The sequence below is a fragment of the Kocuria subflava genome (assembly GCF_012163155.1).
GTDB classification, from domain to species: domain Bacteria; phylum Actinomycetota; class Actinomycetes; order Actinomycetales; family Micrococcaceae; genus Kocuria; species Kocuria subflava.
In genome coordinates this window covers 1-13,732 of record NZ_JAAVUN010000016.1, presented here as the reverse complement: position 1 = coordinate 13,732, position 13,732 = coordinate 1, and the positions used below count along the sequence as shown (strand labels likewise).

At 63.7% G+C, this 13,732-nt stretch carries 11 protein-coding genes and 2 pseudogenes; 3 read left to right on the top strand and 10 right to left on the bottom strand.

What is annotated here, in order from left to right; all coding sequences use genetic code 11:
* Positions 1 to 51: 51 nt before the first annotated feature.
* Together smpB and prfB are read right to left on the bottom strand one after the other, a co-directional pair.
* Positions 52 to 537 (bottom strand): SsrA-binding protein SmpB, encoded by a 486-nt coding sequence (smpB, locus tag GTW58_RS08965; protein ID WP_119933085.1) that lies wholly within the window; start codon positions 535 to 537, stop codon positions 52 to 54.
* A 37-nt stretch (positions 538 to 574) separates the two neighbouring features.
* Complete coding sequence (prfB, locus tag GTW58_RS08960) at positions 575 to 1,696, bottom strand: peptide chain release factor 2 (protein ID WP_047689937.1); 1,122 nt, start codon at positions 1,694 to 1,696, stop codon at positions 575 to 577.
* 231 nt (positions 1,697 to 1,927) lie between these two features.
* On the opposite strand from prfB, the gene GTW58_RS08955 reads away from it, so the two are divergent.
* Positions 1,928 to 2,356: an LbetaH domain-containing protein gene (locus GTW58_RS08955; protein ID WP_198673431.1), complete on the top strand. Its 429-nt coding sequence runs from the start codon at positions 1,928 to 1,930 to the stop codon at positions 2,354 to 2,356.
* A 75-nt stretch (positions 2,357 to 2,431) separates the two neighbouring features.
* Here GTW58_RS08955 and GTW58_RS08950 read toward each other — a convergent pair whose 3' ends face one another.
* The 7 genes and pseudogenes from GTW58_RS08950 to GTW58_RS08920 form a co-directional block, all read right to left on the bottom strand.
* A complete protein-coding gene (locus GTW58_RS08950; protein ID WP_119933086.1) occupies positions 2,432 to 3,226 on the bottom strand; it encodes an HpcH/HpaI aldolase family protein in 795 nt (264 codons plus the stop codon).
* Positions 3,211 to 3,687 (bottom strand): annotated as a pseudogene (locus tag GTW58_RS08945) (fumarylacetoacetate hydrolase family protein); the annotation flags it as partial. The gene GTW58_RS08950 and the pseudogene GTW58_RS08945, both read right to left, overlap by 16 nt.
* A 107-nt stretch (positions 3,688 to 3,794) precedes the next feature.
* Positions 3,795 to 4,919 carry a 3,4-dihydroxyphenylacetate 2,3-dioxygenase gene (gene hpaD, locus GTW58_RS08940; protein WP_119933087.1) on the bottom strand — a complete coding sequence of 375 codons (1,125 nt, stop codon included), beginning with the start codon at positions 4,917 to 4,919 and terminating at the stop codon, positions 3,795 to 3,797.
* A 47-nt stretch (positions 4,920 to 4,966) separates the two neighbouring features.
* Positions 4,967 to 6,489, bottom strand: a pseudogene (gene hpaE, locus GTW58_RS08935) (5-carboxymethyl-2-hydroxymuconate semialdehyde dehydrogenase).
* Positions 6,482 to 7,177 carry a GntR family transcriptional regulator gene (locus GTW58_RS08930; protein ID WP_119933088.1) on the bottom strand — a complete coding sequence of 232 codons (696 nt, stop codon included), beginning with the start codon at positions 7,175 to 7,177 and terminating at the stop codon, positions 6,482 to 6,484. Before GTW58_RS08930 ends, hpaE begins: the two are co-directional and overlap by 8 nt.
* A 1-nt stretch (position 7,178) precedes the next feature.
* Positions 7,179 to 8,714 (bottom strand): fumarylacetoacetate hydrolase family protein, encoded by a 1,536-nt coding sequence (locus GTW58_RS08925; RefSeq protein WP_119933089.1) that lies wholly within the window; start codon positions 8,712 to 8,714, stop codon positions 7,179 to 7,181.
* A 91-nt stretch (positions 8,715 to 8,805) separates the two neighbouring features.
* Positions 8,806 to 9,528 carry an IclR family transcriptional regulator gene (locus tag GTW58_RS08920; protein WP_119933101.1) on the bottom strand — a complete coding sequence of 241 codons (723 nt, stop codon included), beginning with the start codon at positions 9,526 to 9,528 and terminating at the stop codon, positions 8,806 to 8,808.
* 151 nt (positions 9,529 to 9,679) lie between these two features.
* Between GTW58_RS08920 and GTW58_RS08915 the strand changes: the two genes are divergently transcribed.
* Both GTW58_RS08915 and mgtE read left to right on the top strand, forming a co-directional pair.
* Positions 9,680 to 11,713, top strand: coding sequence for an FAD-binding monooxygenase (locus GTW58_RS08915; RefSeq protein ID WP_119933102.1), 2,034 nt, complete (start codon positions 9,680 to 9,682; stop codon positions 11,711 to 11,713).
* Positions 11,714 to 11,856: 143 nt separating this feature from the next.
* Positions 11,857 to 13,197 (top strand): magnesium transporter, encoded by a 1,341-nt coding sequence (gene mgtE / locus GTW58_RS08910; RefSeq protein ID WP_119933090.1) that lies wholly within the window; start codon positions 11,857 to 11,859, stop codon positions 13,195 to 13,197.
* Here mgtE and GTW58_RS08905 read toward each other — a convergent pair.
* On the bottom strand, positions 13,194 to 13,655 hold the full coding sequence (locus GTW58_RS08905; RefSeq protein ID WP_157980499.1) for a hypothetical protein: 462 nt from the start codon (positions 13,653 to 13,655) through the stop codon (positions 13,194 to 13,196). The two genes, mgtE and GTW58_RS08905, sit on opposite strands and share 4 nt — an antisense overlap.
* Between the last annotated feature and the right edge of the window lie 77 nt (positions 13,656 to 13,732).

The window sequence follows — 13,732 nt, the reverse complement described above, 5'->3', positions numbered from 1 at the left end:
ATCACAGTCTAGCCCCGCACCCACGTCGGGTACAAGGGCCAGGTCCTCACCTCAGCGCATGTTCCGGTAGCGCATGGCCCGCTGGGCCTCACGGTTGTCCTGAGCTTCGCGTAGGGCCTGACGTTTGTCGTACTCGCGCTTGCCGCGGGCAATGGCGATCTCGCACTTCACGCGCTTGCCGTCCACAAAGTAGAGGCTCAGCGGCACGATGGTGAAGCCCGCTTCCCGGGTCTTCTGCTCGATCCGGTCCAGTTCCGTGCGGTGCAGCAGCAGTTTACGACGTCGTTTGGCCGAGTGGTTGGTCCAGGAGCCCTGGAGGTACTCGGGAATGTGGACGTTCTCCAACCACAGTTCCCCCCGGCGGTCAAAACCGCAGTATCCATCCACCAGGGAAGCCCGCCCCATGCGCAGGGACTTGACCTCAGTGCCCATCAGGGCAAGACCGGCTTCGAACGTGTCCAGGACCTCGTAGTCGTGCCGCGCTTTTTTGTTGTTGGCCACGATCTTGCGACCGTCGTCGTTCTGCTTCTTTGCCATTCTCCAGGCCTTCTCGACCCGCGCCGGCAGCGCGGGCTCAGTCGTTTGAGCTGTTGTTCAAGGCTCCCGCACGCCACCGGATGCCGGCGTCCACAAAGGCGTCGATGGCGCCGTCGAACACGGACTGGGGGTTGCCTTCTTCGTGATTGGTGCGCAGGTCCTTGACCATCTGGTAGGGGTTCAGCACGTAGGAGCGCATCTGGTCACCCCAGGAGGCCTTGACGTCCCCGGCAAGTTCCTTCTTCTTGGCCTCTTCCTCCTGCTTGCGCAGCAGCAACAGACGGGACTGCAGCACACGCAGGGCAGCAGCACGGTTCTGGATCTGGGACTTCTCGTTCTGCATGGAGACCACAATTCCGGAGGGGATGTGGGTCATGCGCACTGCGGAGTCGGTGGTGTTCACGGACTGGCCACCGGGCCCGGAGGAGCGGAAGACGTCAATCTTCAACTCTGATTCGGGGATGTCCACGGTGTCGTCGGACTCGATCAACGGGATGACTTCCACGGCTGCAAAGGAGGTCTGCCGCCGGCCCTGGTTGTCGAACGGGGAAATGCGCACCAAACGGTGTGTCCCGGCCTCCACGGACAGGGTGCCGAAAGCATAGGGGGCCTTGACCTCAAAGGTCGCGGACTTCAGCCCGGCTTCTTCCGCGTAGGACGTGTCCAGTACCTTGGTGTTGTAGCCGTGGCGCTCAGCCCAGCGCAGGTACATGCGCATCAGGATCTCCGCGAAATCTGCGGCATCCACGCCACCGGCCCCGGAGCGGATGGTGACCACGGCGTCGCGTTCGTCGTACTCACCGGAGAGCAGCGTGGTGATTTCCAGCTCGGCCAGGGCTTCCTTGACGGACTCCAACTCCTCCCCTGCCATCTCCAGGGTGTCGGCGTCGTCCTCTTCCTCGGCCAGTTGGACCATGACCTCAATGTCCTCGATCCGCGTGGACAGTTCATTGAGGCGCTTGAGCTCAGCCTGCTTGTGGGAGAGCTTGGAAGTCACCTTCTGGGCAGCTTCGGGATCGTCCCAGAGGTCCGGGGCGGCGGCTTGCTCGTTGAGTTCAGCGACGTCCGTGCGCAGCTGATCGATGTCGGAGACCTCCGCGATCGAATCGTAGGTCGCGCGCAGGTCACGGATTTCCGCGGGAAAGTCGATGGAGGCCATAGCTGTACAGCTTAGTTCATGACCGCAAACTGACGACGACGACGCCCACCCTGAGCAGGCCCCAACCTTCACGCCACTCGGGTATCAGGCCCTGATGGGCGAGTGGCGTGAAGGTTCGGTGCGGCTGAGGTTCATCAGACCCGCCGTTTAGGGGATGCGCCCCCGGCGTGCGACGTGATGGGCTGAACGCACTGCTCTGCCCACCTCTCACCGGATGAACAGGACCGTATTGTGGGACTACCCGAACGACTCGTTGCCCTGCGCAGGTTCAAACTTGCCCGCCTGGCCGCGATGCCTCTGAACCTCTCCGTCCCCGCCGGTGTGCAGGTGGGATCGGACCTGACACTGGTGCACTACGGCTTCGGCACGGTGATCTATCCGGAGGTGACCATTGGGGACCGCGTGCGGATTTACCACCAGGTCACCATTGGCCGGAAAGACGCTCATGTTCCCCGCGACCAGTCACCTTTCGAGCACGTGAAAATCGGCGACGACGTCGTGCTGTTCCCCGGCTGCAAAGTCCTGGGTGGCGCAGGAGTCACCCGGGTCGGAAGCGGCACCATTGTTGGCGCCAATGCCGTGCTGTTGAACTCGACCGGTGAGAACGAGATCTGGGCCGGCAACCCCGCCCGCCTGGTGGGTCACCGCACAGACCGGTGACCCACCAGCGCCGAACCCTCACGCCACTCGGGTATCAGGCCCTGATGGGCGAGTGGCCTGAGGGTTCGCGCGGCGTCAGCCCTCCCGGAGCTGGGTTGACCACTGGTCCGCGAGCGCGCGGGTGCCCTGGGCCATGAGCGTGACGTCGGAGGTCACAGCAAGGTAGTCGAATCCGTCGTCCACGTACTGCTGGGCTTGGGTGGAGTCGAATGCATTGACGCATATCTTGGTGCCGGTGGGATGCACCTCCCGGTACACGTGGGCCACGGCCTCCAGAAGATCCGGGTGAGTTTGCTGCCCGATCAACCCCATGGACGCGGCACGGTCAGAGGGCCCCACGAACACTGCGTCCACACCCTCCACGGCTGCGATGTCAGCAGCATGTTCGACGGCGGTGGCGGACTCAATCTGTACGGTCAAGCGGACCAGCTCGTGGGCACGGTGTAGGTAGTCGGGAACCCCGTTCCACCGGGCCGAGCGTGCCAGGGCACTACCGATCCCGCGCCCTCCACGCGGGGGACAGAACATGGCTGCCGCCGCCTGCTCCGCCAGTTCGGGGGTGTCCACCATGGAAACCATGATGTTCTGGGCACCCGCATCCAAGACCTGTTTAATCAGCACGGTGTCCACGGACGGTACCCGCACCACGGCCGTGGCAGGATAGGCCGCTGCCGCTCGCAACAACGAGGCCGTGGTTTCCAGTCCGATCGGTGAGTGTTCGCCATCGATCAGCAGCCAGTCCATCCCGGAACCAGCCGCGATCTCCGCAGCCACGGGCGAGCCGGAGCACACCCAGGAACCCACCAAGGGGCGCTGAGCACGTGCCAGGCGATCGGCGAACGTGGGAGGGAGTTCTAAACGAACCGGCATGTGATGGACCCCAGCTCTCTGTAATCGGCGTGCACGGTGTCCCCGGGGTCAACCCACATGGGTCGGGTGAAGAAGCCGGCCAGGATGATCTCCCCCGCCTTGAGGTGATCCCCGTGGGCAGCCAGCTTGTTGGCCAACCACACCACACCGGCGGCCGGGTGGTTCAGCACTGCGGCAGCCACCCCGGATTCCTCGATGGTCTGGTTGCGGTACAACAAGGCCGAGACCCACCGCAGATCAAGGGCATCAACAGCCACCGGCCGGCCACCCAGCACCATGGCACCCAGAGCCGCATTGTCAGCGATGGTGTTCACGATGGTCCGCCCCTTCATCTCAATCCGGGAGGAGACCACCTCCAGCGCCGGCACCACGTGCTCAGTGGCCTTGAGGACGTCAAAGACCGGCACGTCTGGGCCTTTGAGGTCCTGACTCAGCACAAAGGCCAGCGCCACCTCGATTCGCACGTTCTGATGGTGCTGGTCTCAAGCATGTGCGCTCCTGGTGTGACGACGACGCCGGTGGCCGCGGCGCCGTCGTCGTGAAAGATCCGGACGGTGACCGGTGAGTCTCAGAGCTGGTGACCCAGCTTGTACTCCCCCTGTTTCCACTCGGGCATGGAGTCCTGCCCCTCCTCGGGGCGGGTGTAGGAGGAACCATCGGCGCCGATGGTCACCTCCATCTCCGAGTCATCGGTGCGGGAGACCAACGGAAACGGATTGCCGTCCAGGTTAAGGACGGTGGAGGCCTCCGTGTACCAGGACGGAACCACGGGGTTGCCCCACCAGTCCCGGCGCTGGTTGTCACGAACGTCCCAGGTCACCACGGGGTTGTCCGGATCCCAGGTGTAGTAGTCCTGAGTGTAGATCTCCACACGGTGTCCGTCAGGATCACGCAGGTCGAGATAAAAAGCGTTGGAGACACCGTGGCGGCCCGGCCCGCGCTCGATCCTGTCTGACATCCGCAGGGCACCGAGTTTGTCGCAGATGGCCAAGATCTTGTGCTTTTCGTGCGTGGCAAAAGCCACGTGATGCATCCGGGGACCATCGCCGCCGGTCATTGCGGTGTCGTGAACGGTGGGCTTGCGACGCATCCACGCGGCGTAGGTGGTACCGGCCTCATCCTGGATGTCCTCCGTGACCCGGAAGCCTAAATCCTCCATGTACTTCACGGCCTTGGGCACGTCCGGGGTGACCTGATTGAAGTGATCCAGGCGCACCAGGGAACCCGGGGTGTATAGGTCATAACGCCAGGCCAGGCGGTCAACGTGTTGGACGTCGTAGAAGAATTCGTACGGGAATCCTAACGGATCCTGGACCCGCACCGAATACCCGATGCCTTTGGTGAAGCCTTCGGTTCGGCGTTCCACGCGGCACCCGAGCTCTTGGTAGAACTCCACGGCGCGGTCCAGTTCCTCTGGGCTGCGGACCCGGTAAGAGAACGCGGCCACCGCGGCCTGCTCCCCCTGGCGCAGCACCAAGTTGTGGTGGATGAACTCCTCCATGGAACGCAGGTAGACGGCATGGTCGTCCTCCTCCGTGACCACCAGGTCCAGAACATTCACGTAGAAGTCACGCGAGCGCGCCAGATCCGTGACCACCAGCTCCATGTAGGCACAGCGCAGAATGTCCGGCGGGGCCACTGTGGGCGTGGGAATGGTGTTGTGGCTCTGATGGGGTGCGGTGTTCCCAGTCATCTCAAGCGTCCTTGCTGTGTTGACGGTGGGGTGGGTGCTGGTGCTGTTCAGGCCTGGCGCCCGAACACGGGGTTGTGGCCCTCACCCAGATTGATGTGCACGGCTTGTTGGTCCGTGTAGAAGTCGATGGACCGGTAACCGCCTTCATGGCCCAGACCGGAGGCCTTCACGCCGCCGAAGGGGGTGCGGAGGTCACGAACGTTGTTGGAGTTCAGCCAGACCATGCCGGCCTCCACGTTCTGGGCAAAGTTGTGGGCTCGCTTCAGGTCATTGGTCCAGATGTAGTCGGCCAGACCGTACTTGGTGTTGTTGGCCAGCTCCAGGGCCTCGTCCTCCGTGTCGAACGGGGTGATGGCCACCACCGGACCAAAGGTCTCCTCCTGGAAGATCCGGGCATCGGCTGCCACGTCCACGAACACCGTGGGCTGGACAAAATTGCCTTCAGGGAACCCTTCAGGACGTCCGCCACCAGCCACCAGGCGTCCCTCCGACTTGCCGAGTTCCACGTAAGACATCACCTTCTGGAAGTGCTCCGGGTGCACCAGCGCACCGACCTCCGTGGTGGGATCCGAGGGCAGACCAACCTTGACCCGCTGGGCCTGGGCCGCATAACGCTGCACGAACTCGTCATGGATCTCTCGCTGGACCAGGATGCGGGACCCGGCCGTGAAGCGTTCGCCGTTGAGGGAGAACACACCAAAGATGGTGGCATCAATGGCTGCTTCCAGATCGGCATCGGCAAAAACGACGGCGGGCGACTTGCCACCCAACTCCATGGACAGCCCCTTGAGGAAGGGTGCTGCATTGCCGAAAATGAGCTGCCTGGTCCCGGACTCTCCTGTGAAGGAGATCAGGGGGACGTCCGGGTGCTTGACCAAGGCATCCCCTGCCTCCTCGCCAAAGCCGTTGACCAGGTTGAACACACCTTGGGGCAGCCCGGCCTCCTCAAAGATCCCGGCCCACAGGGAGGCGGAGAGCGGTGTGAACTCGGCCGGTTTGAGTACCACGGTGTTGCCCGTGGCAATGGCCGGTGCCAACTTCCAGGACTCCAGCATGAACGGGGTGTTCCAAGGCGTGATCAGCCCGGCCACACCGATCGGCTTGCGGTTGACGTAGTTGGCCTGACGGCCGGGCACCTTGTAAGCCTCGTCGATCTGAGCCACGATCAAATCTGCAAAGAACCGGAAGTTCTCCGCAGCACGGCGAGCCTGGCCCAGGGCCTGCTTGATGGGCAGCCCGGAGTCGTAGGACTCCATCTCCGCCAAGCGCTGCTCCCTGGACTCCACGATGTCCGCGATCTTGTTCAGCACACGGGAGCGCTCCCGCGGCAGCATTTGGGCCAGGGCCCTTCCTGGAATGCCAGTTGGGCCGTGGCCACCGCGTCGTCGATGTCTTCCTTCTGGCCGGCCGCAGCCTTGATGTAGGGCTCATTGGTCACGGGGTCGATCACGTCAAAGGTGGCGCCACCGGCGGAATCCACGAATTGGCCGTTGATGTAGTGCTGGATACGCTCCGGCAAACCGTCCGGACGGGCGTGAGCGTTGGTGGGCCTGCGGTTGTTCTCAGTCATGGCTGTCCTCCTGTGCTTGCAGGTAGCTGCGCAAAGTGCTGGTGCGGTGTTCCCGGGCGGCTTGTTCGATCTGGTGCGCGGGTGCTCCGGATTCGATCAGCTCCAGAATTCGGGTGTGCTCCTGGACTGATTCGCGGGCGCGGTCCGGGACAAACGTGAACGTGGAGTCCCGCAGATGACCCAGGCGTTCCCACTCGGCGTTGACCAGTTCATTGAGGCGTTCATTGGGGCAACGGTCGAAGAGCACGCGGTGGAACTGGTGATTGGTTTCCGTGAAGGTGTGGGGATCAAAATCCGTCAGGGATGCCTCCATCCGTGCATTGAGCTCCCTGGCCTTCTCCAGATCTTCAGGATCGATGTGCGGCGCGGCCATGGCCGTGGCAGCCCCTTCCAGCACACCCAGAGTTTCCATGGAGGCGCGGTACCGGGAACCGTCCACCATGGACACGTGCGCGCCCACGTTGCGGGTGAACGTCACAAGACCCTCGGCTTCCAGCTGGCGGATGGCCTCCCGGACCGGAACCACGCTCATCTCAAGATCCGTGGCGATAGTGCTCAACACCAGCCGGTATCCCGGGGCGTACTCCTGCGTGGAGATCCGCTCCTTGATCCAGTGATAGGCGGTCTGGGCCTTGCTCAGGTTGGCGGCGGGTACAGGTGTGCCGGAGGCAGAGACAGCGGTGGTCATCTCAGTCCTGCCCTTCCGACTGTGTTCCCTGTGCTCCCTGAGTTCCCTGCGCTGAGGGCTCAGGTACCGGGTTCTGGGCCAACCACTCCTGGAACTTCTGCTTCCACTGACCCGCCGGCGGGAACAGGTTGTCCACCGGGTGGCCTTCGGCAACGCGGTCGAACACCCACGAGTCCTCGTGATCCTTGGTCAACGCCTCCTCGGCCACTTCTTGGGCCAGTGCCCGCGGAATCACGACGACGCCGTCGTCGTCGTCGCCCACGATCACGTCCCCCGGGATCACGGTGGTATTGCCGCAGCCAATGGCGATGTCCGACTCCCACGGGACGTGGTTGCGGCCCAGCACGGCTGGGTGGCTGGTCCGAGAAAATACGGGCAGGCCGATCTCCGTGACGGCCGCGCTGTCCCGCACGCCACCGTCCGTGACCACCCCGGCAGCACCGTTGTGGTGGGCACGCAGGGCCAAGATGTCCCCCAGGGTTCCGGAACCCGGCTCATTGCGGGCCTCGATCACCAGGACTTCTCCGGGGCGCACGGCTTCAAACGCCCGTTTCTGAGCGTTGTAGCCACCGCCGTGAGTTGTGAACAGGTCCTCGCGGCCGGGCAGGAACCGCAGGGTCTTGGCCACACCCACCATCTTGGTGCCGGGCAGGGCTGGGTGGACGCCTTCAATGACCACCTGGTTGAGTCCGCGTTTGCGCAACTGAGCCGAAATCCCCGCGGTGGGTGCGGCCATGAGCTGGGCACGCAAGATCTCCGGCAACGCGTTGGGGTCTTCCGCCAGACCTGCTGCCTGCCGGGACCCCCAGGCATCCTCCCGCTGGGCGTCATCCACGTGCGGAAGCGTGCCCATGTCTGGATCGAAATCGCCGGGACCTTCCACAACAGTGGTCACCAGCCGCCCCGAACTCGGAGCACCCTTGGCTGCGGGGGCGTCCCCTTCCACCTCCACGACGTCGCCCGGGGCGATCACCGAGGATCCTGCAGGTGTCCCCGTAAGGATCACGTCACCGGTCTCCAGGGTCATGTGCTGAGAGAGATCTGCAACAAACTGCGCCAGCGGGAAGATCAGGCGGTCCGGTCCCGTGGTGTCCTCTTGGACCAGGCTTCCGTTGACCCAGGTGCGGATACGCAGCTGCTCGGGCTCCACCGCGCGAGCGTCAATGAGTTCCGGGCCAATCGGCGTGTAGCCGTCCCTGCCCTTGGACCGGAGGTTGGAGCCCTTGTCCGGTGCGCGGTAGGCGTAAATACCAAGGTCATTGGATCCCGTCACGTGGGACACGTGGCTCCAGGCCTGATCCACGCTGACGCGACGTGCCGGCGTGCCGATCACCAGGGCAATCTCCCCTTCAAACGCCAACAGCTCGGTTCCCTCCGGGCGTACCACGCCGGAACGGGAGCCGGTCACGGAGCTGGTGGTCTTCAAGAAGTAGGACGGCTGGGAAGGACGGCGGCCGCGCTGTGCGGCGCGGGATTCATAGGCCACATGAACCGCAATCACCTTGCCGGGGGTCACGGGTGCCGGTGTCTCAGCCATGATGCGCCTCTTCTGATTGACGGATGAGGCTTGAGTCAGCTTCTGAAATCGGATCGTATATGATCGGATTCCGGCCAACAAGTAGCGTGCCTCACATTTTTTGCAGGGATCCTTGGAGCTTGATAACCGCCTCCCGCAACACCTGAACCCGCAGTTCAGTGCGCTGATCGGCCCCCACGGACAGTGATGCCACCGCTGCCGCCCGACCATCCGGCAGCTGAATCGGAACCGCCACGGCATGCAGTCCCGGGATCACTTCATCGGCGGTTTCTGCCCAGCCCCGGCTGCGGACCTGCTGGATTTGAGTGGCTAGCTCATCAGGGATCGCAAGGGACTGAACCCCCGCACGGTCCTGCAGCAGCGAAAGAATCGCCCGACCCGTGGTGCCACGAGTGAGGGAATGCCGAGTGCCGGGCCGCTGCGCCACAACCGCCACGGCACGCGGGGGTTCAACACTGGCCAGGGTCACCGCTTCATCGCCGTCCTGCATGGCCATGAAGCACGTCAATCCCAGAGTCTCAGCACTGGAGCGCAGGACAGGAATTGCCAGGGCCCGCAGATCGACCTCCACACCTGCCGCAAGTGCAGCCAGGCCCAAGCCCAATGACAGTCCACCGGCGGGCGTGCGCTGCACCAGGCCGTGAGCTTCGAGCGTACGAATCAACCGATACGCAACGGAGCGATGAACGCCAAGGTGAGCGGCGACGTCGTCGGTCCGCAGTGGGCCACCCGCAGTGGCCAGAGTCTCCAGAATCTGGATCCCGCGGCTCAGTGTCTGCGACCCCACAACCGCCTTGCCTCCGCCTGCCTTCATGCCGTCCACAACATCCTCCCGATGCGCATCACGCGCGGACCAGACCCTTGTTGCTTCAACGCGGGCCGTATATGATCCAGTTCACAATTCGATATTCAACAACGATATTCTATTATCGAACACCCTTTGGCAAGGGGCGTCCGCAATGACCATGCAGTTCCACCATCACGGCTACGTCTCCACGGATCCCAGGATCCAGCCCGCCGCCGGCCACGGGATCGACCGTCCGGCTGACCTGCCGGAGGTCATGGACGTGCTGATCGTGGGTACCGGCCCTGCGGGAATGATGACGGCCGCTCAGCTGGCCCAGTTCCCGGGCGTGAACACCCGCATCATCGAAAAGCGGCCGCACCGTCTGGAAATCGGTCAGGCCGATGGGATTCAGGCCCGCAGCGTGGAGACCTTTCAGGCCTTTGGATTCGCCAATCGCCTGATTGACGAGGCCTATCACATCACCGAAATGAACTTTTGGAAGCCGGATCCCACCGACCCGGAGCACATCGTGCACGCGGCGCGCACGCTGGACGATCCGGACGGTGTCAGCGAGTTACCTCATCTGATTGTCAATCAGGCCCGCATCTTGGACTACTTTGCGGAATTCGCCATGCTCTCCCCCGGGCGTGTGGCTCCGGACTACGGCATCGAATTCGTGGACCTGACGGTTCACAACCGCGGCGAACACCCCGTTGAGGTGACCGTCCGCCACACGGCCGGCCCCCACACCGGCGAGGAACGCACGGTCCGCGCAAAGTACGTGGTGGGCGCCAACGGCGCTCGATCGGGCGTGCGCTCATCCATCGGCCGAACCCTGAGCGGTGATCAGGCCAACCACGCCTGGGACGTGATGGACGTGCTGGCCGTGACCGACTTCCCGGACATCCGCACCAAGTGCGCCATCCAGTCCCGATCCGGCGGTTCCATCCTGCTGATCCCCCGCGAAGGCGGTCACCTGTTCCGCATGTACGTGGACCTGGGTGAAGTGCCGCTGGAAGGCAGTGCCGCGGTTCGGGCCACCACCATTGAGCAGATCATCGAGCGCGCCAACCAGATCATGGCCCCCTACACCGTGGATGTGAAGGGCGTGGCGTGGAAGAGCGTCTACGAGGTGGGTCACCGGCTCACCGACGCTTTCGACGACGTGGGCGACACCCCCTCCGGATCGGATGCCCGGACACCACGGGTTTTCATCACCGGCGATGCCTGTCACACGCACTCGGCCAAGGCCGGGCAGGGCATGAACGTGTCCATGCAAGATGGCTGGAACCTGGCGTGGAAGTTGGGGCACGTGGTGGTGGGCCGCTCCCCGGAATCCCTGTTGCGCACCTATTCCGGTGAGCGTCAGGTGATCGCCAAGAACCTGATCGACTTTGACAAGGAATGGTCCACCTTGATGGCCACCAAGCCCGAGGACTTGGAGGACCCGTCCTACTTGGAAGACTTCTACGTGAAAACCGCCGAGTTCCCGGCCGGCTTCATGACCGAGTACCAGCCCTCAATGATCACCGGCGGTACCGAACACCAGTGCCTGGCCACGGGATTCCCGGTGGGCAAACGCTTCAAGTCCGCTCAAGTTTCCCGCGTGAGTGACGGCAACCCGTTACACCTGGGGCACCAAGCGGTGGCCGATGGACGGTGGCGGATCTACGTGTTCGCCGACGCCGCTCAGCAGCCCTTGGACGCCGGGGCCACCGTGGTTGATGCCGCCAACGTTGCCGCTCCGGAGGGTGCCGTGGCCGGCGGTGACCCGGCAACGCCAACCACGCAAGCCCCCGATCCGGCATCCCGTGACCTGGCAGCAGCAGCCCCGGCCGCCCACGCGCTGGGTGACTGGTTGGGCACCTCTCCCGATTCCCCGGTGGTGGCCCACACCGCAGGCTTCGGCCGCACCGCCGACGAGGACGCCCTGTTCGACCTCCGCGTGATCTACCCTAGGTCGCATCACGACATCGACATCAACCAGGTGCCGCAGATCTTCAAGCCCAAGGTCGGGCCGTTCGGTCTGCACACCTGGGAGAAGGTTTACGCCGAGCACCCCCACGAGAGCATCTTCCAGGCTCCAGGCATCAGAGCGGAGGGTGCGGTGGTGGTGGTCCGCCCGGATCAGTACGTGGCCGCGGTCCTGCCACTGAGTGTCCATGATGGGTTGGCGGAGTTCTACCGCGCGATCTTCACAGTCGAACGCTGAGTTCCACGACAGTACGAACCCTCACGGCACTACGTCATCAGCGCCTGATGACGTGGTGCCGTGAGGGTTCGCACCCAATCGGAGGGGGCACTCTCAACCTTTCCCTCTCTGCGCCAGTTCGCCGGTCCCCTAGACTCGGGGCCGTGCCTGCCGTAGCTCCCGCGAACGTCCATGCCCTGATTCAAGACCGCGACCTCAAAGAACTCGCCCAGACCGTGCGCCCCATGGAGACGGGCGCCGTCGTCGATCTGTTGGAGGCGCTGCCAACACCGGAGGCGGCGATTGTGTTCCGGCTGCTGGACAAGAACGAATCAGTGGCCGTGTTCGATGAACTCGACTCCGGTGCGCAGACCGAACTGGTTGCTGAATTCGGGCAGTCCCAGATCGCCAATGTGTTCGGTGCCCTGGACCCCGAGGACAAAGCGTGGTTGCTGGACGAGGTTCCCGCCAAGGTGGCCAAGCGCTTGGTGGATGCCTTTGAAGCCGAGGACATGGAGGCCGCCAACACGCTGCTGGGGTACACCCCGCAGTCCGTGGGGCGGCGCATGTCCCCAGCCCCCGTGCGTTGCTCCCCGGGTGAAAGTGCGGCCGGCATTCTTGAGAAGATCCGTCCAGGTGCCACGGACACGGAGATGGCCTGCCGGCTGCCGGTGATCGCATCGGATCGCAAACTGGTGGGTGTGGTGGAACTGGCCGACCTCCTCTCCGCGCAGCCAGAGGCCTTGGTCGAGACCGTCATGGACGACCATCCCGATTTCGCCTTCACCGATCAGGACGCCGAGCACGTGGCCCGGCGGCAGCTCGACGACGGCGACCTCCTGCTGCCTGTGGTGGACAGTGAGCAACGCCTGGTGGGCGTGCTGCCCATTGCCGATGCCGCCCGAATCGACCGCAATGCCGTGGCCGAGGACCAAGCTCGTGCGGGAGCCAGCGAGCCTCTGCGCCGCCCCTACCTGCTGACCTCCGTGCGCACCATCGCCCGTGCCCGCGTGGTGTGGCTGCTGGTCCTGGCCATCTCAGCGGCACTGACGGTGCAGGTCCTTGAACTCTTTGAGGACACCCTCTCCCAGCGGGTCGCCCTGGCCTTGTTTATTCCGTTGTTGATCGGTATCGGTGGCAACACGGGCGCCCAGGCGGCCACCACGGTCACCCGCGCCGTTGCCGTGGGTGACGTCGGAACAGGCGACGTGTGGAAGGTCGCGCTCAAGGAAGTTCGGGCAGGCATTCTGCTGGGCGCCATTCTGGCGGTTCTGGCTTTTGCCATCACCTCCGCCGTTTACGGCATGGACATCGGCGCAGTGATAGCTGTGACCCTGATGCTCAACTGCCCCATTGCTGCAACTGTGGGCGGGGTCATTCCCCTGGTGGCACGCGCTTGCAAGGTGGATCCGGCGGTGTGCTCCACACCGTTCATCTCCACGTTCTGTGACGCCACCGGCTTGTTGGTGTACTTCACGGTGGCCATTGCGCTGCTGGGACTTTAGGTCTGTGCACCCACACTGCCCCGCTCTCCAGCCGGGGAACGGCGTTTGAATATGGGCTGGTCGGGCATGAGGGCGAGCTTGATGACAAAGGTCAGATACAACGCCATGGGCACGATCTCACCTGCGGTCTCAGTCAATGCCAGCAGACGGATCACAAATCGGGGAACATCCCAATAAATCATGATGATGAGCATGTCCACGCCCACCGCAAAGACCGCAAGCAGCGCCAGGAGGCCCAGCAGAGTCCACGACTGGCGCCTGGCCCACTTGTTGGCCCGCAGATGGCCGGTGACCAGTGGAATCAACAGGACCGTGCCGATCGCAGCCCACACGATCAATTCGCCGAAGTCCACGTTCCGGAGTCGAAAGGCCGGCTGCAGTTCCCAAGCCACTGCCAGGTATTCCCCGCCTTTCTCGTGAATATGGAAGAGATCATCAATCACAATCACAATTGACACCAAAGCGGCCCTTCACAGATGAGCATGGGTAGCGGTGTGCGCGTGGGCGTCTCGAGGGGTGTGTTGTGAGGTCTGGG

Excerpts from the sequence above, each read along its gene's own strand:
- smpB (WP_119933085.1), bottom strand. The coding sequence starts at position 537 with ATGGCAAAGAAGCAGAACGACGACGGTCGCAAGATCGTGGCCAACAAC.
- GTW58_RS08925 (WP_119933089.1), bottom strand. The coding sequence starts at position 8,714 with ATGGCTGAGACACCGGCACCCGTGACCCCCGGCAAGGTGATTGCGGTT.
- hpaD (WP_119933087.1), bottom strand. The coding sequence starts at position 4,919 with ATGACTGGGAACACCGCACCCCATCAGAGCCACAACACCATTCCCACG.
- GTW58_RS08950 (WP_119933086.1), bottom strand. The coding sequence starts at position 3,226 with ATGCCGGTTCGTTTAGAACTCCCTCCCACGTTCGCCGATCGCCTGGCA.
- GTW58_RS08920 (WP_119933101.1), bottom strand. The coding sequence starts at position 9,528 with ATGAAGGCAGGCGGAGGCAAGGCGGTTGTGGGGTCGCAGACACTGAGC.
- GTW58_RS08930 (WP_119933088.1), bottom strand. The coding sequence starts at position 7,177 with ATGACCACCGCTGTCTCTGCCTCCGGCACACCTGTACCCGCCGCCAAC.
- prfB (WP_047689937.1), bottom strand. The coding sequence starts at position 1,696 with ATGGCCTCCATCGACTTTCCCGCGGAAATCCGTGACCTGCGCGCGACC.
- GTW58_RS08915 (WP_119933102.1), top strand. The coding sequence starts at position 9,680 with ATGCAGTTCCACCATCACGGCTACGTCTCCACGGATCCCAGGATCCAG.